Source organism: Sorangium sp. So ce321 (genome assembly GCF_051530195.1).
In the GTDB taxonomy this organism is placed as follows: Bacteria; Myxococcota_A; Polyangia; order Polyangiales; family Polyangiaceae; genus Sorangium.
In genome coordinates this window covers 910816-931461 of record NZ_CP150329.1, presented here as the reverse complement: position 1 = coordinate 931461, position 20646 = coordinate 910816, and the positions used below count along the sequence as shown (strand labels likewise).

The 20646-nt window shown below is 74.8% G+C and carries 14 protein-coding genes; 5 read left to right on the top strand and 9 right to left on the bottom strand.

Going from position 1 to position 20646, the window contains the following annotated elements; genetic code table 11:
• Window positions 1-37: 37 nt before the first annotated feature.
• Entirely contained in the window at window positions 38-1009 is a 972-nt protein-coding gene (locus WME89_RS03610; protein WP_438007868.1) for a tetratricopeptide repeat protein, read from the top strand.
• Between the two features lie 30 nt (window positions 1010-1039).
• Here the strand turns inward: WME89_RS03610 and WME89_RS03605 are convergent, their stop codons facing one another.
• Window positions 1040-2446, bottom strand: a complete 1407-nt coding sequence (locus WME89_RS03605; protein ID WP_438007867.1) for a hypothetical protein — start codon at window positions 2444-2446, stop codon at window positions 1040-1042.
• A gap of 388 nt (window positions 2447-2834) precedes the next feature.
• Between WME89_RS03605 and WME89_RS03600 the strand changes: the two genes are divergently transcribed.
• The gene (locus WME89_RS03600; RefSeq protein ID WP_438007866.1) at window positions 2835-3812 is read left to right on the top strand and encodes a hypothetical protein; all 978 of its coding nucleotides are present in this window, start codon (window positions 2835-2837) and stop codon (window positions 3810-3812) included.
• 34 nt (window positions 3813-3846) lie between these two features.
• On the opposite strand, the gene WME89_RS03595 is transcribed toward WME89_RS03600, so the two are convergent.
• Together WME89_RS03595 and WME89_RS03590 are read right to left on the bottom strand one after the other, a co-directional pair.
• The gene (locus tag WME89_RS03595; protein WP_438007865.1) at window positions 3847-4683 is read right to left on the bottom strand and encodes a hypothetical protein; all 837 of its coding nucleotides are present in this window, start codon (window positions 4681-4683) and stop codon (window positions 3847-3849) included.
• Between the two features lie 43 nt (window positions 4684-4726).
• On the bottom strand, window positions 4727-7417 hold the full coding sequence (locus WME89_RS03590; protein WP_438007864.1) for a hypothetical protein: 2691 nt from the start codon (window positions 7415-7417) through the stop codon (window positions 4727-4729).
• 109 nt (window positions 7418-7526) lie between these two features.
• Between WME89_RS03590 and WME89_RS03585 the strand changes: the two genes are divergently transcribed.
• Window positions 7527-9005, top strand: a complete 1479-nt coding sequence (locus tag WME89_RS03585) for a WD40/YVTN/BNR-like repeat-containing protein (protein WP_438007863.1) — start codon at window positions 7527-7529, stop codon at window positions 9003-9005.
• 54 nt (window positions 9006-9059) lie between these two features.
• Here the strand turns inward: WME89_RS03585 and WME89_RS03580 are convergent, their stop codons facing one another.
• From WME89_RS03580 to WME89_RS03560, 5 genes are all read right to left on the bottom strand, one after another.
• Window positions 9060-9965 (bottom strand): hypothetical protein, encoded by a 906-nt coding sequence (locus tag WME89_RS03580; RefSeq protein ID WP_438007862.1) that lies wholly within the window; start codon window positions 9963-9965, stop codon window positions 9060-9062.
• A gap of 10 nt (window positions 9966-9975) precedes the next feature.
• A complete protein-coding gene (locus tag WME89_RS03575) occupies window positions 9976-10824 on the bottom strand; it encodes a hypothetical protein (protein WP_438007861.1) in 849 nt (282 codons plus the stop codon).
• 348 nt (window positions 10825-11172) lie between these two features.
• Window positions 11173-12759: a vWA domain-containing protein gene (locus WME89_RS03570; protein WP_438007860.1), complete on the bottom strand. Its 1587-nt coding sequence runs from the start codon at window positions 12757-12759 to the stop codon at window positions 11173-11175.
• 11 nt (window positions 12760-12770) lie between these two features.
• A complete protein-coding gene (locus tag WME89_RS03565) occupies window positions 12771-14336 on the bottom strand; it encodes a hypothetical protein (protein ID WP_438007859.1) in 1566 nt (521 codons plus the stop codon).
• A 239-nt stretch (window positions 14337-14575) separates the two neighbouring features.
• Entirely contained in the window at window positions 14576-15733 is a 1158-nt protein-coding gene (locus WME89_RS03560; RefSeq protein WP_438007858.1) for a zinc-dependent alcohol dehydrogenase, read from the bottom strand.
• Between the two features lie 469 nt (window positions 15734-16202).
• Between WME89_RS03560 and WME89_RS03555 the strand changes: the two genes are divergently transcribed.
• Both WME89_RS03555 and WME89_RS03550 read left to right on the top strand, forming a co-directional pair.
• The gene (locus tag WME89_RS03555; protein WP_438007857.1) at window positions 16203-17090 is read left to right on the top strand and encodes a DUF58 domain-containing protein; all 888 of its coding nucleotides are present in this window, start codon (window positions 16203-16205) and stop codon (window positions 17088-17090) included.
• A gap of 1 nt (window position 17091) precedes the next feature.
• The gene (locus WME89_RS03550; protein WP_438007856.1) at window positions 17092-19146 is read left to right on the top strand and encodes a VWA domain-containing protein; all 2055 of its coding nucleotides are present in this window, start codon (window positions 17092-17094) and stop codon (window positions 19144-19146) included.
• Between the two features lie 85 nt (window positions 19147-19231).
• On the opposite strand, the gene WME89_RS03545 is transcribed toward WME89_RS03550, so the two are convergent.
• A complete protein-coding gene (locus WME89_RS03545; protein ID WP_438007855.1) occupies window positions 19232-20380 on the bottom strand; it encodes a serine/threonine-protein kinase in 1149 nt (382 codons plus the stop codon).
• Window positions 20381-20646 lie beyond the last annotated feature (266 nt).

The following is a 20646-nucleotide window of genomic DNA, read 5'->3' as shown; positions in this document are numbered from 1 at the left end:
CTCGCCCCGACGGGCGGGGGCGAGGTAGTAGAGAGGGATGCGACCCGATCGCGCCATGCGGCGCTGGTGGAGGGGGAGAGAGTACCGACGCCTACTCGACGAGGCGGCGTCGGCGCTGGCCGGCTCCCGCCACGCCGACGCGGAGGCGACGTGCGCGCGGGCGCTCCGGATCGCCGAGGAGATCTACGGCGCCGAGGACGCCGAGCTCACGGGGCCTCTCTACGCGCTGAGCTCGGCGCAGCTCGCGCAGGGGCGGCTGGACGAGGCCCGCGCCAGCTCGACGAGGGCGATCGCCATCGCCGAGGCGGCCGGGGCGAGCGCCGACCCACCGCTGCCGAGGCTGCTCGAGCAGCTCGCGGCCATCCTCGAGCGCCAGGGCAAGGCCGAGGACGTCGAGGCGCTGTTCCGGCGGATGCTCGCGGGGTACGAGCGCATGCGCGACCCCGATCCGGCGCAGCTGTCGGCGCTGCTGAACCGGCTCGGCCTGCTGCTCGGCAGGCGGGGGGCGCGCGCCGAGGCGGCCCCGCTCTTCCAGCGGGCGCTCGCGCTGCGCGAGGGGGCGCTCGGCGCCCGCCACCTGCTCGTCGCGGAGGCGCTCTACAACGCGGCCACCTTCCACGAGGAGGACCGCCCTGTCGCCGAGCGGGAGGCGATGCTCCGGAGGGCGCTCGAGATCGCCGAGGCGGACCCGTCCGTGGAGGGGGCGCTCCTCGCCTCGATCCTCCACAACCTGGCGGCCGCGCGGGAGGCGCTCGGCGACATGGCGGAGTCGGCGGCGCTTTACGAGCGCGCGCTCGCCGCACGGGAGGCGCTCGGCGGGGCCTCCCACCCGTCGCTGCGGCCGACCCTGGTCCGGCTGGCGCAGGTCCACCACGCGGCGGGGCGGGTCTCCGCGGCGCTGCCGCTCTACGAGCGGGCGCTCGCGCTCGCCGAGGCGGAGCTCGGGTCGGATCACCCGGTGACGGCGGCGATCAAGGCCTGGATCGACGAGGCCCGGAGCCGGAGCTGACGCGGCGGCCCGGCCGGCGGGCGAGCGCGCTCAGCGGCCCTGCGGCCGGAGATCGCCGCCTTCGCTCCAGCGCTCGACGAGCTCGGGGAGCACGGTCGACGCCATCTGGAGCAGGTGCGCCATGTGGTGCTCGGGCGTGTTGCCCCGGAACCCGCGGACGTGGAGCCCGCCCAGGCTCGCCTCGGTGGTCGGGATCATCTGCTTCTCGAGCTTCTTCGAGACGGCGCCCTCGGCCGCGCGCAGCCGCAGGTGCGGCGGCGCGTCCCGCGCGGGCTCCCGCTCGACGGGGTGGCCCGCCGCGGCGCCGAGCAGGTAGCTGGCCGTGGCGCTGGAGCTGGCGTACGCGATCGGGTCGATCTCGGAGTGCGTGATCGTGAACAGCAGCTGGCCGGAGGCCGCGAGCTGCGCGGCGCGCGCGAACGAGGCGAGCTGCAGCGTGTTGAGCCCGCTCGGCTGCTCGGGGGCGAAGCCGCAGTGGATACCGTCGGTGACGAGGATCGCGTCGAGCGTCTCCGTGCCGCGGCGGAGCTCCAGGATCTTGGCGACCGCGCCGTAGCCCGCGCTCCAGGAGGAGAGGGCGACGCGGCGGAGCCGCGGGGTCGGCAGCCCGCGCTGCGCGAGCGCCCTGTCGATGTCCGCGAGCAGGCTCTCGTACATGCCCGGCTGCGCGTAGAGGTCCTCGTAGGCTCCCGAGCCGATGCCGAGGTTGATGACGGCGACCGCGGCGTTCAGCCCGGCGACCTCGGCGCTCTCGCGGACGAGCTGCGTGTTGCCGTGGAAGTGCAGCAGGAGGTCGTAGCTCGACCCGGCGGGCGTGAACGAGTCGGGCGTGAAGAGCACGCCGCCGCGGATCGACGCGTACCCGTCGTGCCGGATCGCGGGCGGCGGGGTCGACCCCTGCCAGCGCGCGAACACCTCGGGCGCGACGAGCACCCTGGCCGCGGCACCATCGCGCGCGGAGCGGGACGCGAGGAGCAGCGCGCGGCTCACTGGCGTCATCGTGCGGAAGGCCTCGGCGGTGACGCCCGGCATCCTCGCGGTGATCGCGCGCGCGGCGATCGCGACGACGAAGATCACGCTCGCCGCGGCGAGGGCGAACGCCGCGAGGGCGCGCCACCAGCGGGCGCGGCGCTCGGCCGGCGACGGCGCGGACCAGCTGCCGTACGGCGCGACCCCGGCGAGGTGGAGCGGCGCGGGCCCGTGCAGCGCAGGATCGAGGCCCGGAAGGAGCGCTTGCCCCTGCGGGGCAGGCGCCGCGCCGAGGGGCGGCGGATCGAAGAGAAACCCTTGCTCCTGCGGGGCAGGCGCCGCACCGAGGGGCGGCGGGTCGAGGGGAAGACCGCCATCCAGGGGCTCCTGGATCACGGTGACGGGCGGCGGCGTGGGCGTCAGCGAGAGGTCCGCAGGCAACCTGTCAGCGCGCACGTTTCCCTTCATTTCGGTACAGCTCCTCGCAACGGGGACGTAGCGCTCGGCCTTCGCTGACCAGGCGCTGCTTCGTGTTCCGTGAGCGCGTTGCACTGAAGGCGCCGCGCTGCGTCTCTGCTCCTGCCATGAGCCTGGAAGGCGCCGTGGCAGCGGGAGCATCGACCAGCACGGTAATAAGCTCAAGCGGCAACCGTGCCGTACGCGCAGATTCAAGCGAGACCGGAATACTCTGTGTCCTGCTGGATCACGCGTAGGTGAGCACGCTGGGCCGCGAAGCGAGGGGGCGCGCGGGATGTGCTCGCAGCTGTGCGGGTGTGGAGCGGGCGCCGGAGCGAGCACGACGGCGATGAAACGCGCACTTGCACCTCCCTCGCGCCCCCTCCAAGGTGCTGCGCGCTTGCTCCCCCGTGAGGCCCGCTTCCTGCTCGCAGCGACGCTGCTCCACGCCGCCATTCCATGGCTGGCGCGCGTCGCGAGCAGCCCGGCGCCGGTGCTCGTGGCCCGCTCGAGCGGCGCGGGCCGCGAGGTGGAGATCGAGGTGGAGCCCGCCGCGCCGCTCCGGCCGGAGCAGGACGAGGCGCAGACCGCGCCGCCGCGATCTCCGGACGAGGCGCGGCCGCGCGAGGACGCGGAGCCGCCGGTGCTCGGGCGGACGACGCGGCGCGGGTGGACGGCGCGGCGCGAGCGGCGCGACATGGAGGCGCCGGCGCCGCCGGAGCCTGCGGGCGCGCCGCGGGAGGGCCCGGCGCCCTCGACCGAGTACGACGGTCCGCCGAGCGCTGAGCGGCCGCCGCGCGTGGCAGGGCTCGACGGCGTGCCGGTGTGGCAGCTGCGCGGCGTGCTGCCGGATCGCGCGGCGGCGCCGCCGCCGGCGCCGACAGCGCCGCCCGCGCCGCGCGAGACCTCGATGGACAGGGCCGGCGAGGTGGTGCGCGAGGCGATGCGCGATCGGGACAAGACGCTGGGGCTGGACTTGCCCGCCGCCGGCACGATCGCGTCCGTGGTGGCGGACGCGGTGCGCGCCTCCGAGACGCCCGCGACGGCGCGCGCGGTGTTCGAGGTGCAGCTGAGCGGCGCCGGCCTGGTGCTCGGGGTACGCGCGCTGTCCTCGACGGCCGGAGCCACCGCGCTCTGGGCGCTCGTGGCGCGCGAGGCGGCGGCGCGGCTCGCCGGGCGCGCGCTCGCGATGACCGCCGCGTTCGCCAAGGGCGCGCGGGTCTACGTCACGGTGAGCTCGTCGGTGAAGATGCCGAGCGGCGCCACGTCCGGCGGGATCCACCAGCAGGGCGCGGGCTTCGGGTTCGACGTCGCCGACCTCGGCGCCCGGCCCCACCGGCTGGTCCAGTCGAGCTTCCGCGTCGAGGCGACCGACTGAGGCGCGCGGTGGCCTGCGTGCGGGCGCGCGGTGATCAGCGGCCCCGTCGCTCCGTCCAGCGCCGGTAGCGCGCGGCGCTCGCGGCGAGGCCGATCCAGAGCAGCGCGAGCAGGCTCAGCGCCGCGGGGACGCCGGCGAGCCACACGAGCGCGGGCGGCGGGGGGCGCGTCGGGCACGGGCGCCGCGTGGCGAAGCGGCAGGCGTGGCGCTGATCGAGCTCCTCCGCGGCGGCGCGGACCTCGGGCACTTCCTGGGGCAGGACGCGCATGGCCGCCGACGCCATCATGTAGGCCGCGGAGGCCGCGCGGTCGTGCGCCGGGTCCGCCGGTACGTGGTCGCGCACGAGCTCGAGCAGCCGGGCGGCGCGCGGCGCCGGCTCCTGCTCGGCCAGCGCTCCGGCGAGGCGGCGCGCGAGCGCCTCGTCGAGCTGGAAGGCGCAGGCGACGGCGCGATCTTCCCCGAGCGTGAGGTAGACCGTCTCGCCCGACGCCGTCTGGCGGGGCTCGGTGCCGGACGCCGCGACCGGCCTGCGCAGCGCGACCCGCGCCCCGCGGACGCAGGCAGGGACCCTCGGCAGGGCGCGCAGGTGCACCTCGGCGTAGCGCTGGTACGCGACGCCGGCGACCGCGCCGAGCGCGAGCGCCAGCGCGACGAGCGCGGCGATCGAGCGCGCGCTCACGCCTGGGCGCGCCGGCGGCCCCGCGCTGCCCTCGCGCGCCTCCAGCTCGGCGCCTTCTTCACGCGCCTCCAGCTCGGCGCGACCCTCGCGCGCCTCCAGCTCGGCGCCTTCTTCACGCTCCGCCGGTCCGCCGCGCTCCTCGCCGGCCTCCGCATCGGGAGCCGGCTCGTCGGAGGGCCCTCGGGACGACATGGCCGCGGGTATGGACAGCCGCGACGACGCTGTCAATGCGCTGTCACGAGGGAGGCGCCGCGCCGGCGAGGCGCGCCACCTGCGTCCACGCGCGGGCCGCGTCCTCGTGCCCGGTCGCGGCCGCGAGCTGGGCCAGGAACCGCGCGCACGCCTGCTCGCCGCGGCGGTCCTCGGCCTCGCGGGCGCGCGCGAGGGCGCTCAGCCCCTCGAGCAGGGCGCCCTCCGTGCGGCCCGCGGCGGCGAGCGCGACGCCGTACGCGAGCAGCGCCCGGGCCCGCTGCGCGGGCGACGCCTCGACCTCCGCGGCGATCCGGAAGCGCCGGAGCGCGTCGTCCTTCGCGCCGCGCCCCAGCGAGACGAGGCCGCTCATGCGCTCCACGAGATCGGCGTGCTCGCCGGTGCGGCGGAGCTCCCCCACGAGCCGCTCCAGCGTGCGGAGATCGCCTTGAACGAGCGCCTGCCTGGCGAGCTCGGCGAGGCGGACGGCGATGTCGTTCATCGACAGGACGGGCGACTCCGAGGTCTTCGCGAGCGGATCCCCCGAGGCGTCGCCCAGCGAATGGCCCGCGTCCAGCGAGGTCGCGCCGAGGAAGCCCGCGGGCGCCTCGTGCGCGAGCGCCGCCCGGGGGTCGTCCGGCCGCGGCGCCGGGAGCGTGCCGCCGCGCGCGTCGTCCGGCGAGGCGGGGCCCCGCCATCGCGCGGCGCTGTCCGCTGCCCCGCGATGCGCGTCGGGGCGCTCCTCCGCGGGCGCGGGCGGCCCGCGCTCCGGCTCCGGCGCGTCGCCGACCACCTCGATCGGCGTACGGAAGGTGGGCGGCTGGCTGGAGGTGCTGTCCGGCGCCTCGTCGAGCCGGTGCTCCCTCGCGGTCTCCTGCTCGTCGGCGAACGCGAGCAGCTCGGCGGCCGAGGACTCGAGCAGCGCGTCACCGGCGGCGCGCGCGGCGCGCGCGGCGAGCTCGGCCGCGGAGCGCCGGTCGCCCGCCTTCGCGGCGTGCCACGCGGCGTCCGCGAGCCCGAGCACGCCGGCGTGCTCCTCGACGACGCGCGCCGCGGCGAGGTGCCACGCGGCGCGCTCGCCCGGCGGGACGGCCGCGAGCAGGGCGTCGCGCAGCGTGCGCGAGGAGAGCTTCAGCCACCCGGGCTCCGGGCGGAAGGCCCAGCCGGCGCCGAGCAGCGCGGGCTCGATGGAGGCGACCTTCGGCGCGCCGGTGCCGTCGCACAGGCCGTCGATCGCCGCGTCCGACGCGTCGCCGCCGAGCGTCGCGAGCGCGGTGAGGATCGTGCGAGGGCCGACCGCGAGCAGGCGCAGGCGGCCCTCGATCGGGCGGAACGCGGGCGGCGCGGCGAGCTCGGCCCCCGTCATCGTGCGCGCGGGCCGGCCCCGCCCGGCGCTGCGCCGGCGCGGCGCGACGCTCCTGCCGATCCAGCGCAGCACGCCGCTCTCCAGGGCCTCGCAGAGGAGCTCGCGGAGCGCCAGCGGGAAGGCCGGCGCCCGCGCGGCCCACCGGCGCGCGCCCGCCTCGTCGATGCAGCCGTCGAGGAGGCGGCGGACGAGGTCCTGGGCGCTCGCCGCGGGCAGCGGGCCGAGCGTGACCGCCGCGGCGGGGGTGATCGCGGTGAGCGGCGCGGGGAGCGGATCCGAGCGCCCGAGGCGGACCACGGCGCGGAGGCCGGTGCCCATCTCCATCGCGATGGCGATCGCGTCGAGGCTCACGGCGTCGACCTCGGCGGCGTCGTCGACGGCGAGCAGGCCGAAGCGGGCGCCGGACGGGGCGAGCCAGGCGGCGAGCACCTCGGCGGCGGTCCACGGCTCGACGCCCTCGCCGGCGAGGAGCCGCGCGAGCGCGGGCTGCAGCCGATCCGGGAGCACCGGCGCGCGGGCGCGGGCCTTCTCGGTGCGCGGCGCCGCGCGCGCGAGCGCCCGCCGGAGCGCGCCGAACGGCTCGCGCGAGGCGCCGATCGGCGCGACGAAGAGGCTGCGCGACGGCGAGAGGAGCCGGAGCAGATCGAGGAGCAGCCGCGAGCCGCCGGCGCCGGCCTCGGCCCGGACGACGGCGAGGGAGCCGGGGGGCACGGCGAGCTCCGCGAGCTCGCCGTCGCGGTGGAGCAGCGGCAGCTTGCACAGGCGCGCCACGCTCTCGACGACCTGCCGGCGCAGCGGCTGCTGCGCGTCGAGGCGCAGGCCGCGCACGCGGCGCGCGCCGTCGATGCCGCGGTGGAGTCCGAGGGTCATGAGCTCGCCGGAGAGCACGGCGGGGAGCGCGGGATCGAGGAGCACGTCGCCCGGGAGCGCGATGCGGGCGAGCATGACGGCGACGAGCAGCGGCTGCCCCCAGGAGAGCGCGGTGAAGCGGCCCGCCTCGCCGACGTAGGTCATCTCCCCCTGCGCGATGCCGGCGGCGAAGCGCGCGTCGGGGTGCACGGCCGCGTCCTCCGCCGCGAGCGCGGCGAGCAGCACGGCCTCCTCGATGTCCTCGGGGGTGAACTCGAACGAGAAGGTCTGCGCGCTCCAGGCGCACAGGGTGGCGCCGAGCGCCTCGGCGCGCTTCTTCAGCGCGAGCGCCCTCGTGAGGTAGGTCTCCGCGCCGCGCGCGGCCGCGCCGACGTCGCGCGGCGCGCTCCTGTGGCGCGACGGCGGCGCCGCCGCGCGCAGGGCGCCGCGGCGGCCGGCCCACGGCGCGACCGCGTCCGTGCTGTCCGGCTGCGAGAGGGCCGCAGTACCTCGAAAGGACACGACGATGCGCTCCGGCATTGCGGCGGCGAGTGTAGCGGGGCGCCGGGAGTACGTGGGGCTCGGCGATGATCGACGCGCGCCGCGCCCGCCGCGGTAGGATGGATCTTCGATGCTGTGCTCTTCCTGGCCTGCCCGCCGGCCGAGATCTCGCCCGGCGCGCGCCGCCCTGCTCCTCGCCGCGGCGCTCGCGTCGCTGCCCTCCCCTGCCGCCGCGAACGGCGTCTTTCCATCCGCGGACCAGCTCGTGTTCGACCCGGCGGATCCCGCGCGCGCCGTGGCCCGGATGACGTACGGCCTGCTCACGACGCAGGACGGGGGCGCGAGCTGGCGCTGGATCTGCGAGGGCGCCGTCGGATACGACGACACGGGCGGCCAGGCGCCGCCCATCGCGGCGGCAGCGGGCGGCCGGGTGCTCGCCGCGCTGGGCGACGGGCTCGTGGTCGGCGCCGAAGGCGGCTGCGCCTGGACCGGCGCCGAGGAGCTCGCCGGGAAGGCGGTGGTCGATCTCTCCGTCCGGCAGGGCGACCCGTCGCACGCCGTCGCGGTCGCCGCGGGGGACCGGCCCGTGCTCTGGGCGTCGCGCGACGGCGGCGCGAGCTGGGCGCGCGCGGGGACGCCGCTGCCGGCTGGCTTCCAGGCGCGCACGGTCGACGTGGCGCCCTCGGATCCGCAGCGCGTGTACGTGAGCGGCCTCGAGAGCGCGGGCGGCTCGGTCAAGGGGGCGCTCGCGCGCTCGATCGACGGCGGCGAGACGTGGGAGACAGCGACGGTCCCGGGGAGCACGACGTCGCGCGAGCCCTACATCGCGGGGGTCGATCCGCTCGACGCCGACGTGCTCTACGTGCGGATCGCGAGCGCGCCGGGGCGGCTGTTCGTGTCGACCGACGGCGGCGCGTCGTTCACGTCGGCGTTCGAGACGCAGGGCTTCGTGCGCGCCTTCGCGATCTCGCCGGACGGCGCGACGGTGGCGGTGGGCAGCGACGTCGACGGCGTGTTCCGCGCGCCGTCGTCGACGCTCGCCTTCGAGCGGGTCTCGGGCATCGCGCCGCGCTGCTTCGCGTGGACGGAGGCGGGCCTCTACGCGTGCGCGAGCGAGTTCCTGGACGGCTTCACGATCGGCCTCTCGCTCGACGGCGGCGCGACGTTCGAGCCGCTGCTCCAGCAGGCGTGCCTCGGCGGCCCGCTCGAGTGCGCGGCGAGCACGGCGGTGGGGGCGCTCTGCGCGTCGGACTGGCCGCGCATCGCGCTGATGACCGGCCACAAGGATTGCACGCCGGACGCCGGCTCACCCGCCGCCGGCAGCGGCGCCAGCGCGACCGCGACCGCGACAGCGAGCGGCGCGGGCGGCGCGGGCGGGGCGACGGCGGTGAGCGGAGGAGGAGGCGCGAGCGCGGACAGCGGCGCGGGCGCGGGCGGGGAGCCCGGGGTGCCCGGCGGAGGCGCCGCGCCGAGCGCCGCGGGCGGCTGCGGGTGCGGCGCCGCCGGCGCGGGCGCGGGCTGGGCAGGCGTGGTCGCCGTCGCGGGCCTCGCGGCGGCGATCGCGCGGCGGCGAGCCGCCGGCCGCGCTCCGTCCACGCCCATCGCTTAGCCCTCGACGCGCGCGAGCGAGCATCCCGACCTCCGCGGAGCGAGCGCTCCGTCCTCAGGGCGCGATGACGATCCGCCGCGCGGCGGTCGCGACGTCGCCGTCCGGGTCCTCCAGGACGATCTCGACGTCGAGCGCTCGGCCCCGCACGGACTCCACCGAGAGGCCCCGATCCACCTGAAAGCGTATCCCGTAGATCTCGCAGCCGGCGTCCCCTGCCCTGCGCAGCGTGACCTGCGAGGTGAAGGGGGGCAGCTCGAACGCAAGCTCGGGGAAGTGACCCCCTACCGTCAGGCGCGAGCCCACCTGACGGAGGCCCTCCACGCGCAGCGCGAGCCACACGTGGTGGCCCCCTTGAGGGCCCGCCTCGATCGGCACCACCTCGCCGTCCCCCAGCGGGGCAAACGCGCGATCGCCCTGCCCGATCACGACCGCCGGGTGGTCTGATGACGGCGTCTTGCATGCATCTCTCGCCGACGCGATCCACGTCGGGTCGTGGTCCGCGAGCGCGGACGGGGCGATGAAGGGGTCGACGCACGCCCCCTCCGCGCAGGTCGCGCTGGCCGCGCACACAGCCGCGGAGCAAGCCTCGTCGAGCGAGACGGGCAGGAGCAGCGTTCGCCCGCCGACCGCGCGGGTCGCGGCCCTCCGCGTCACGACGGGCGACGCCTCGCCGTCGCGGAACGCCGCGACGGTCAGCGCGATCTCCGCGCCGTCACGCGCCGGCCCGACCGCGATCTCCGCCGGGAGCGACAGCTCGCCCCTGCCATACGAGCGGCTCTCGGCGCGCGTGATGACGCCATCCACCTTCGTGGTGCTCTCGACGCGGTCGAGCTCGAAGCCGACCGCCATATCCGTCGTCAGGCCGACCACCACGAGCGCGTCGGCGCCCTCGCTCGCGCAGCCCGCCGAGCACAGCACGAGCAGCGCGAGCAGCGCCGCGGGGGCCCTCCGCACGATCATCGGGAGACGGTCAACGCGAGGAGCGCCGGCGGCGCCGCGAGAACCAGCCTGCCGCCGCGGCGAGCGCGGCGAACGGCGCGGCGAGGGACGCGCCGCCTCGTGGGCTGTAGGCGCACATGCCGGCGGAGAGGTTCCCGTCGATGCCGTCTGGACCGATGGTGACCTCCGCCTCGGCCTTCACGGCGATCCCTTGCTCGAGCAGCGCGCTCACGCACGCCGGGAGCTGCGAGCCGGAGATGATGTACTCGCCTCCGCAGAAGAGCGCCCCGTCCCCGCTACAGGAACCCTCGCAGTTCGCCCGGAACTCGTGCTCGCACTCCTCGAAGATCTCGTCCTGGCAGGTGGTCTGGCAATCCATGTTCGCGTCGGCCGTGCACGAGCCCCCGCAGCACTCGACGCAGTGCTGATAGCAGCCTCCGTCCACCGTCACGCACTGGGCGTCGCACTCGCTGTCGCAGTTCGCGTCCCACGTCGCGGCGCACTGCACGGCGTCGGTGGCGCCGGAGCACTCGACGTCCCGGGTCGTGGTGCACTCGGCGAAGCAGTTGTGAGAGCAGATGACGTTGACGCCGTTATCGCAGTCCGTCTTGCACTGCGTGGTGCAGCTGTCCGTGCAGGTCGGCGTCGCGGAGAGGGAGCACTCCGTCTTGCAGACGGGCACGAGCTTCGTGGCGCACGCCGTCTTGTAGATCCCGAGCTCGCTACAGCTCGCGGAGCACTCGGCCGTGACGCGCACTTCACAGTTCGACAGCCCCTCGAACCGGATGTTGCCGCACTCGTCGACACCGGCGCTCGCCGGGAGCGCGGCCGTCAGACCAACGGTGAACCCCATCAACCCAAGAAAACCGGTTCTTCGCATGGCGAGCCTTCCTTCTCAACAGCGGTAAACACAAGATTCTACACGGGGGGCTTGCCATGGGAAGCGCCATCTCCTCTGCGCACAGTCGAGACGCGCGCGGTGAATTCCGGGACACACCGAGCGCTCGTGTACGTGTGGAATCGTCCGTTGATAGGTCGTGTGTGAACGCCGGGCGACAGCGTCGCCCACAGCGGCCCTCACGGCGTGGATCCCTGGCGCCCGGCGCCTCGCATCCGGGCGTCCCGGGCCTCGGGTCGCGCCGCTGCGAGGCGCCGTGCCCCGGCAAAACAGGGCGAGGCGCCGAGCCCCGCTCCGCGGCAGCGGCGGCCGTCGCCCGCCGCGGTGGGGTCAGTCGGCGGGCCAGGGGTTCGGCGGGGCGGCTGGCGTGTAGGGCTGCACGTTCGCCTCCGCCTCGATGAGGTTCGCGATGAACAGGTCGACGTAACGCAGGTCGTCCTCGACGTCCGGATCCGGGTTCGCCTCGAGCCACGCCTCGACGTTCGGGCGCAGCGCCTCCAGCGTGCGGCGCGCGGTGCGCGGGTCGGCGTCGGCGGCGAGCTGCGCGGCGAGCCTGAACCCCGCGTAGAGGTTCAGCATCACGAAGCCCTTCTCGACCGTGTCGTCCGAGAAAAACCCTGCCTTGGGCGGCGCGTCGGGCGCGGTCGGCGCGTCGATGTCGACCTCTTGCGAGCGCGCTTCGCCGGTCAGCGGGTGCCTCCAGGACAGCTTCAGCGTGCCGACGGCGTGCGGATCGTCGACGCCGCTCTGGTCCTGCCGCGGCACCAGCTCGAGCAGGATGGCGCCGCCGCCGCCGCGCCGGCCGGAGCCGACGGGCTCCGCGGCGCTGGTCCGCCCGGCGAGGAAGAGGCTCGGGATGTGCACGGTGCCGCCGCCCTCGCCGGCGCTCCAGCCGTTCGTGCCGTAGGCGCCGCGCACGACGTAGCCGTCGCCCAGCGTGACGTCGAGATCGACGTCGAGCGCCACGGGCACGAGGAACGTCTTCACCTCCTCGGTGAAGACCTCCTCCACGGCCTTCGGGTCCTCGAGGAAGTAGAAGTTGCCCGCCCCGACCTCGCTGATCCCGCGCATCGCGTCGACGTCGAACTCGCTGCCGACGCCGATGGCGGTGACGCCGATCCCCATGGCCGCGTAGCCCGCCGCGAGCGACTCGAGCCGCGCGGGCGAGGTGAGCCCGGCGGTGGCCACGCCGTCGGACAGGAAGATGACGCGGTTCTGCCATGCGGGATCGAGGTGCCTCTCGGCGAGCGCGAACGCGGTGAAGAGCCCCTCGTAGAGGTTGGTCGACCCGAAGGTGGTGAGGCCCTCGAACGCCTGCGTGAGCGCTTCCCTGTCCGAGGCCTCCGCCTGCTCGAGGACGACCTCGGCGGTGCTCGAGTAGCGCACGAGCGAGATCCGGTCCGCCGGCCCGAGGGCGTCGATCATCTCGACGAGCCCCGCCTTGACGTAGGTGATCGGGTCGCCCTCCATCGAGGCGCTCGTGTCGACCGCGATGACGAGGTGCAGCGGCGGCCGCTCGAGCGCGCCGAGGTCCACGGGCGAGTTCATCCCGATCTGGATGAGCGTGCAGGGCGACCCGCTGATCATGTTGCCCATGATCCCGAGCAGGCCGTGCATGCACACGTCCTCGCCGCAGTCCGCGGCCGGGTAGTCGAGCTTGTGCTCGGCGAAGAAGCCGACATCGTCGAGCGTGCCCGGCCCGGGGATCTCGCCGTCCTCCAGGAGCTGGCGGAACAGACCGAAATCCTGCGCTCCGCCCTGGGAGACGCCCACGTTGCCCGGGGAGGGCCCGGGCTGCGCGGGCGGCCCGGGCGCGACGAGATCGCCTGAGCTCGCGTCCTCGCCCATGCCGCAGCCGGGGGCGCCGAGCGCGACGGCGGCGCCTAGCAACACAAGATCATGGATTCGAAGCTTCATGGTGTGACCTCCTAGGGCGCCGCGTTGACGGCGACCAAGACCGACTCGAGCAGACGGGGTTGATCGATGGGAGCGGTGAAGCACTCGGCGTCGCGCACGGGCATGTCCTCGGCGCGCACGAGCAGGAGCGTCTCGGCGCCCTCCGCGAGCTTCGCGCTCTCACCGGCGCGCAGCGAGACGACCCCGGAGACGCCCTCGCCGAGGAGCGACGCCTCGAGCGGCGCGACGAGGCTGCCGCACGCGTCCTGGAACGCATCGCAGCCCGCGAGCGGCGTGAGGGCGGCCGAGAAGCCGGCGGGCGCCTGCCTGTCGACCATGGACCAGCGGGCGAGCACGTTGCCTCGCACCGCGAGCACCGAGTGCGTCTCGCTCTCGATGTGGATGCCGCGCGCGAACGCCTGCTGGTCCTGCGGGAGCTCCGGGTAGCTGCCGCCGTCGACCCCGACGGGGCTCACGCGCACGATGTCGCCGACGCTGAACGGCATCGCCTCGGCAGGAGCGCAGAGGAAGAAGGTCTCGCCGCGATCGAGCGTGAGGGCGTGGCAGCCGTCCGGGGACGACGTCACGCTGGTGAGGACCGCTGCCTCGGCGAGGGGCAGGGTCCAGTCGAGCCTGCTCCCGTCGACGGAGACGCTGCACGCCTCCGCGGGCGGCGGGGTCTCCAGGGGCGGCGCCGGGAACACCGCCGGGTGCTCGGCGAGCTCGAGCCTCGCCCCGACGCGCAGGAGCGTGATCATCCGACCCGGGAGCGGGTTCTCCGTCGATGTGACGAGGAACTGCTCCGGAAACTCCGCCGCGGACCACGCGAGCAGCGTGAGCGGCAGCCCGTCGGCGTCGATCAGGTAGGCGTCGCACCTCGTGTTGCCCAGCGGGAGCGCGCGGCCCGGCTGGATGAGCCAGGTCTCGGCGTTCGCGAACAGATCGCGCGAGAGGGCGCTCGTCGGGTCGGCGAGCACCACGCCGCAGTCGAGCCGGACCGACTCGCGGAGCCGGCGCACGCGGATGAGCTGCTCGGTCTCCGTCGTGTTGCCGATCACGAGCGACGCGGACTCCTGCGGATCCGGCGGCTCGCATCCGTCGATCCCGTCGCACGGCTCCGGCGCGCGGCTCGTGGCGGCGCACGCGAGGCTGCCCGCCATCAGCGCGAGCCGGTGCGCGACCGGCCGCGGCGCGGGCCCGGGCCGCCGCGCGGCCTCGCCGAGCACGCGGTACGAAACGAGGAGCGCGGGCAGCGCGATGAGGTCCGTCGGATCGACGGTGATGCGCCACGGAATCGGCGTGAGCGCCATGAGCGCCTCGACCGCGCGGGCGGCCTCCGGAGCGAGCTTGATGGCCGAGAAGACGGCGCCGGTGGCGAGGTGCGCGCCGAGGAAGGCGCGGCGCGACGAGAGGCAGAGCAGCGCGGCGAGGACCGCGGGCGCGACGAGCAGCCCGGCGAAATCGCTGAGCTTCCCGGTGAGCCACCCGGGGAGCAGGCCGGAGCCCTTGAGGGCGTGGTCGTTGAGGACGAGGAGCGCCAGGGCGCCCAGCCACAAGGGGTGAAGGAGCGATCGGTACGAGCGCAGTTCTCGATACATCAGAGCTATCCCTCCGTGCGATGAGCGGCCAGCACGGGTGGCCAAGCAAGCAAGCGGCTTGCTGACGGCCGGGCCACAGCAAGCGACATACCGGGGAGGAATATGAATTAATTCAGGTAGTTACAGCGCAGCGCCGCGGCGTGCCCCTGACGTCGATGTCAGCCGGACGGCGGCGCGTCGCGCCGAGCGGTCTGCTGGCGGGGGTCTGGTGGCGGCGGTCTGCTGGCGGGGGAGCGGCGTCAGGGCGTCAGTACGACCTTGACGCAGTCTTCAAGCTTCTTGTTGAAGACCTCGTAACCGTGCGGGGCGCGCGAGAGCGGCAGGCGGTGGGTGATGATGTCGTCCGCCCGCAGGTGGCCGTCCTCGATGTGCTTGAGGATCTGGTCGACGTAGTTGTGCGCCGGAGCCTGGCCGGCCCGGAGCCTGAGGCCCTTGTCGAAGAACTGGCCAAACGGGAAGTTGTCATAGGGCACGCCGTAGACGCCCACGACCGGCACGATGCCGCCCCGGCGCACGGCGCTGAAGGCGAGCTTGAGCGCCGATATCGTCCCGACCTGGCCGTGAATGACGTTGGCGGCCTTCTCGAGGACGGTGCGGTGCGCCTCCATCCCGACCGCGTCGACACACACGTCGGCGCCGCGGCCGTCCGTCATGGAGCGGATCGCCTCGACGGCGTCCGCCTTGTCGAGGTTGATCGTCTCGGCCTGGGCGACCTCGCGGGCCTTCTTCAGGCGGTACTCCTCCCGATCGACGCCGATGACCCGCCCCGCGCCGCGGAGCCAGGCGCACTTCATGGCCGCGAGGCCGACCGGCCCGCAGCCGAACACCGCGACAGTCTCTCCGCCCTTGAGCTCGGCCCACTCGATCGCCGTCCAGCCGGTGGGGAGGACGTCTGTCGTGAAGAGGACCTGCTCGTCGGTGAGCCCCTCGGACACCTTCCGCGGCCCGAAGTCGGCGTAGGGGACGCGGACGGCCTCGGCCTGACCGCCGTTGTAACCGCCATAGAGATCCGTGTACCCGAAGAGGGCGGCCCCCTTGCTCTCGAGCACGCCGCCCTCGGGGCCGTAATTCTTGGGGTTGGAGCGCTCGCAGTGGACGGGGAGCTCCGCCTGACAGAAGAAGCAGTGTCCGCAGGCGATGGGGAACGGGACGATGACCCTGTCGCCCTTCTTCACCTTCGTGACCAGCGGGCCGACCTCTTCGACGATGCCCATGAACTCATGGCCGAGCACCATCGGCCGCGGCTGGGGGAAGAAGCCGTTGTAGATATGGAGATCCGAGCCGCAGATCGCGGTCGCGGTGACGCGCACGATGGCGTCGGTGGGCTCTTCAATCCTGGGATCCGGGACGTCCTCGACACGGACGTCGGAGGGTTTATGAAAAACAAGGGCCTTCACGATACCTCCTCTTCTGGTGAAACATCGGTATCGGGCGATCGACGGCTCTACCCGGTCGAGCCCAAGCACGAGAACTGCTGAACCGCTGCGTTGGTCCGCCGGTCGCACAAAACGAGCCATGGAGCATGGCTGCGCCTGCGGACGGAGCGCGGACGGAAATTGAATGATTGCCGCGAATTCCGATGTGGCGCGGTGCCCCAGGGTGGCGGTTTGTCTCGGAGTCGCGCCGGGCAGCGGTGAGCCGGGCCCATCCGCTGCCCATTCACCCTCTCCGCCCGCTCATCCGCCGCCCATCTCCGCTCGTCCGCCGCCCATCTCCGCTCGTCCGCCGCCCGTCTGTCTGCCGCTTCGCGGCGCAGGGGCCCCTCGCACACGACCCCGCTGGCACCCCTCGCACGCGACCCCGCTGGCACCCCTCGCACGCGACCCCGCTGGCACCCCCGCCCGCGACGATGTCTACTCCTCCCCGATGCTCCCCTCCTCCCGCGAGCCGCTCCTCGACGCGAGCTTCGTCCGCGAGCTCGAGGTCCTGCAGCGGCGGCTCGAGGTCCGCGCTCGCTCCGGCGGCGTCGGCGAGCACCTCGCGCGGCGTCGCGGCGGGTCGGCCGAGTTCAAGGAGCACCGCGCCTACGCCCCCGGCGACGACATGCGGCGCATCGACTGGGCCGCTTACGCCCGCACGGGCGAGCCCGTCCTCAAGCTGTTCCGGGCCGAGGAGGACGTCATCGCCCGCATCGTCTGCGACGCGTCGGCGTCCCTCGATTTCGGCGAGCCCACGAAGCTCGACGCCGCCCGGCGGCTCGCGGCCGCGATCGGCTACATGACGCTCGCGCGCTCCGAGCGCGCGCAGCTCTTCGTGGCGGGCGACGGCATCGCGCGCGAGCACGCGCCCGTGCGCGGGCGCGCCGGGCTCGCGGCGCTGCTCCGCGCCCTCGACGGGGTGAGGGCGGCCGGCGGGACCCACCTCGCCCGCGCCATCGACGCCGTCGTGCGGCAGAGCGCCCGGCCCGGCCTGCTCTGCGTCCTCTCCGACTTCTTCGATCCGGGCCCCGTCACCGCGGCGCTCGGGCGCGCGGCGCAGGCGGGCCACGACGTCGCCGTCGTCCAGGTCGTCGCGGCCGAGGAGCTCGCGCCGGGCCTCGAGGGCGACCTGACGCTGGAGGACGCCGAGACCGGGGCGCTCGTCGACGTGACCATGGACGCCGCGGCCCTCGCCGCCTACGCCGCGCGCTTCGCCGCCCTCTGCGAGGCGCTGCGCGCCTGGGCGCGCCGCCACGGGGCGACGTACGTGCGCGCGCGGAGCGACGAGCCGCTCGAGGGCGCCGTCCGCCGCTTCGTCTCGAGGAGCGTCGACTGACGTGGCCGCGCCGCTCGCACAGGCCTCCGCGGGCCCCTCGCTCACGCTGCTCGCCCCCGGCGGCCTGTGGCTGCTCGCGCTGCTCGGCCCGCTCGTCCTCCTCTACATCCTCAAGATCAAGCGCACCCGCCGCCGCGTCCCCTCGACGTGGCTCTGGGCCGCCGCGCAGCGCGACCTCATGGCGCGCGCGCCGTTCCGGCGGCTCATCGCCCAGCTGCCGCTCATCTTGCAGGCGCTCGCGCTCGCGCTGCTCGCCCTCGCCCTCGCCCGCCCCGCCTCGCGCGGGCGCGCCTTCACCGGCGACCACGTGGCGATCCTCCTCGACACGAGCGCCTCGATGTCCGCGGCCGCGCGGGCGCCCTCCGGCGAGGCGACCACGCGGATCGAGCTCGGAAAGCGGCTCGCGAAGGATCTCCTCTCCGGCCTCACCCCCGGCAGCGACGCGCTGATCCTGGAGGCGGGGCGCGAGGCGCGCCTCGTCGCGGCGCTCGATCGCGACCTCGTCCGGCTCAAGGCGGCGATCGATCCCATCGCGGCGCGCGACGTGGAAGGCGACCTCGGGGCCGCTGTCGCGCTCGCCGTCGACCGGCTCCGGCAGCTCGGCGGCGCACGCCGGATCGTCGTGATCACCGACGGGAACCTGGCCCGCCCCGCCGCGCTGCGCGGCGTGTCGCTCCCGCTCGAGGTCATCACCGTCGGCGACGCGGTGGACAACGCCGCCATCGTCCGCGTCGACGTGCGCTCCGGGAGCGGGCCCGCGGGCGAGGCCGCCGCGGGCGACGCGGACGCGCCGCAACAGGAGCGCCGCGAGGAGGTGCAGGCGTTCCTCGTGGTCGCGAACTTCGGGGCGCAGCCGCGCGATCTCTACGTGACGATGCGGCAGGACAGCGCCTCGGACGTGCTCGGCTCGCGGCGCGTGCTGGTGAAGCCGGGCGAGCGACTGCCCGTCGTGCTCACGTTCCGCCCGTCGCCCGGCGACTACCGCAAGGGGCTCGTCTTCGAGCTCTCGCCGCGGGACGCGATGCCGCTCGATGACGTCGCCTACGGCCGCGTGCCGGCGGGCGACAAGCTCCCGGTGTTCCTCGCGTCGGGCGGGCCGGCTCCGGGTGGGACGCCGGGCGCGACGGCCAGCGGCAGCTCCCCGTGGCTGGCGCGGGCGCTCGCTTCCGATCCGATGACGTCGGTCACCGCGGGCTCGCTCGCGGAGCTCCTGGGGACGCCCGCGCTCGATCCGGACACGTTCGTCGTGATCGACGGCGCCTGCCCGCCCGACCCGCCGGGGGGCGACCTGCTCATCGTGAACCCGCCGCCCGGGCGCTGCTTCGGCACCCTCGTCGGCCGCCCCCTCGATCGGCCCACGCTCACGTCGTGGGACACGGCCGACCCGCGGCTGCGCTTCCTCACGCTCGACGGCGTGCACCTCCGCGCCGCCGCGTCGCTGGAGCCCGAGGCGGCGACGCAGGCGCTGATCCGGGCGCAGGAGGGTACGGTGGCGGCCGACATCTCGACCGCCTCGCGGACCGGCACGCTGCTCGGCTTCGACGTGGGCGAGAGCGACTGGCCGCTCAAGGCGTCGTTCGTGCTCTTCGTGCGCAACCTGCTCGAGCAGGCGCGCGCCCACCGCGCCCACGGCATCACCGGCCCCGCGCGCACGGGCGAGCCGCTGCGCGTGGGCGTCCCCGCGACGGCGCGCGAGCTCCAGGCCATCGGCCCTGCGGGCGAGCGGCTCGACGTCGCGCAGCGCGCCGGCCTCGCCCTGATCGCGGAGACGCCGCGCGCCGGCTTCTACCGCCTCTCCTGGCAGGGGCCGCAGGCCGGGTCCGTCCTGGTGCCGGCGAACCTCACGAGCGTCGCCGAGAGCGACCTCGCGCCGAAGCCGCTCGTCGCCGAGGGCGGCGGCGAGGTCGCCGTCTCCAGCGCGGCGAGCCAGCCCGACGCCCACGCCGAGTGGACCTGGCTGCTGGCGCTCGCGGCGCTCGGCCTGGTGGTGTTCGACGTCTGGTACTTCACGCGCGCGCCGCGGCGGCTGCCGGGCCAGGACAGGCCCGCCGCGTAGGTCTCGCTGTCATCTTCGTCTGGCGTGAACGACGCGTGGGGCGTGGAAAGGCGCGCACCGCGGGCTCCAGGTAGGCCCCCCGCCGTCAGTGGCAGGAGGCGGCCTGCTCGACCTGAGGCCGGGTCCGGTGCAGCCGGTGCACCCGGCGGCGCGACGACCAACGGCGGCTTGGCCGGCCCCGCTCTTCCATCCATGAAAAGCGTGGCGTTATGCCACAGGTCACGGGCGCGCAGGCTTCCTCGCGGGGGAGCCACTCGCCCTGGAGCGACACGCCGCGCGCGTCCTCGTGCACGTCCCGCGACCAGAGCCACGCGGCGAGCGCCTCGCCGAGCTCGCGCAGGCTCGACCAGCGCGCCGAAGGCTCCTTCTGCAGCCCGCGCTCCAGGATCGCCCAGAGATCCGCGTCGAGGTTGCACGAGTCCACCAGCGACGGCACCGCGTCCTGCAGGACCGCCCGCAGGCCGTCCAGCGCGTTGCGCGACGAGAACGGGGGCCGGCCCGACAGGAGCTCGTACATCATCGCGCAGAACGACCAGACGTCGGCGCGGCGATCGACCGTGGGCAAGGCCAGCGCCTGCTCCGGCGGCATGTAGTCCGGGGTCCCGAAGACCTCGAAGCTCGCCGACGCGGGGCTCTCCTCGCGCTCGGTAAGGAGCTTGGCGACGCCGAAGTCGACGACCTTCGGCAGCAGCCTGCCGCCGCCGCGGCGGACCAGCATCACGTTGTCCGGCTTGAGATCGCGGTGGACGACGCCCTTCTCGTGCGCCGCGTGCATCGCGCCCGCGACCGGCAGGAGCAGCGAGATCGCCCGCTCCGGCGTCATGCGCCCCTCGCGCGCCAGCACGCTCCGCAGCGACTCGCCCTCGATGAGCTCCATCACGATGTAAGGATCGCCCTCGGCGGTCTCGCCGAGGTCGAACACCCTCACGATCTCCGCGTGGTTCATCCGGCCGGCGGCGCGCGCCTCGCGGTGGAAGTAGTCCGTGAGCTCCGGCGACCGGAGCTCGGGGCGCATCAGCTTGATCGCGACCTTCGACTCGACCGCGACGTTCGTCGCGACCCAGACCGTGCCCATCGCCCCCTCGCCGATCTTGTGGAGCAGCCGGTACTTGCCCGCGATGAGATCACCGTCCTGGTAGTGCACGCTGCAGGGCGACTCGCCGAACCCCTCGCCGAGGTCCCATGAGCTGTCGTCCGTGCTGCTCCAGGCGTCCGTGGTCTCGATGCGCGACATGATCTCTCCTGCCCCTGCACCGCGGTCCTCGCCGCGGTCGTGACCGGGCATAAGCAGACAGCGTGCCATCCATGGCAAACCTGGAAGGTTTCCAGGTGAGGCTGAATTTCCGCATGAAACACGCTCGACACCGACAGAGACGCCGCACGGCTGCCTCGATGGGGCACTCGGCCACACCCACGCGAAGCGGCGTCCCCCGGAGCGGCGCAGAAGGTGGTTTACTGCGGCTCCCCCGCATGCGGATCGAACGGAGGCCTCCCTGATCC

Bases quoted from the DNA above. Each gene is read 5' to 3' on its own strand.
- WME89_RS03610 (WP_438007868.1), top strand. From the start codon at position 38: ATGCGACCCGATCGCGCCATGCGGCGCTGGTGGAGGGGGAGAGAGTAC.
- WME89_RS03605 (WP_438007867.1), bottom strand. From the start codon at position 2,446: ATGAAGGGAAACGTGCGCGCTGACAGGTTGCCTGCGGACCTCTCGCTG.
- WME89_RS03595 (WP_438007865.1), bottom strand. From the start codon at position 4,683: ATGTCGTCCCGAGGGCCCTCCGACGAGCCGGCTCCCGATGCGGAGGCC.
- WME89_RS03585 (WP_438007863.1), top strand. From the start codon at position 7,527: ATGCTGTGCTCTTCCTGGCCTGCCCGCCGGCCGAGATCTCGCCCGGCG.
- WME89_RS03580 (WP_438007862.1), bottom strand. From the start codon at position 9,965: ATGATCGTGCGGAGGGCCCCCGCGGCGCTGCTCGCGCTGCTCGTGCTG.
- WME89_RS03575 (WP_438007861.1), bottom strand. From the start codon at position 10,824: ATGCGAAGAACCGGTTTTCTTGGGTTGATGGGGTTCACCGTTGGTCTG.
- WME89_RS03570 (WP_438007860.1), bottom strand. From the start codon at position 12,759: ATGAAGCTTCGAATCCATGATCTTGTGTTGCTAGGCGCCGCCGTCGCG.
- WME89_RS03565 (WP_438007859.1), bottom strand. From the start codon at position 14,336: ATGTATCGAGAACTGCGCTCGTACCGATCGCTCCTTCACCCCTTGTGG.
- WME89_RS03555 (WP_438007857.1), top strand. From the start codon at position 16,203: ATGCTCCCCTCCTCCCGCGAGCCGCTCCTCGACGCGAGCTTCGTCCGC.
- WME89_RS03545 (WP_438007855.1), bottom strand. From the start codon at position 20,380: ATGTCGCGCATCGAGACCACGGACGCCTGGAGCAGCACGGACGACAGC.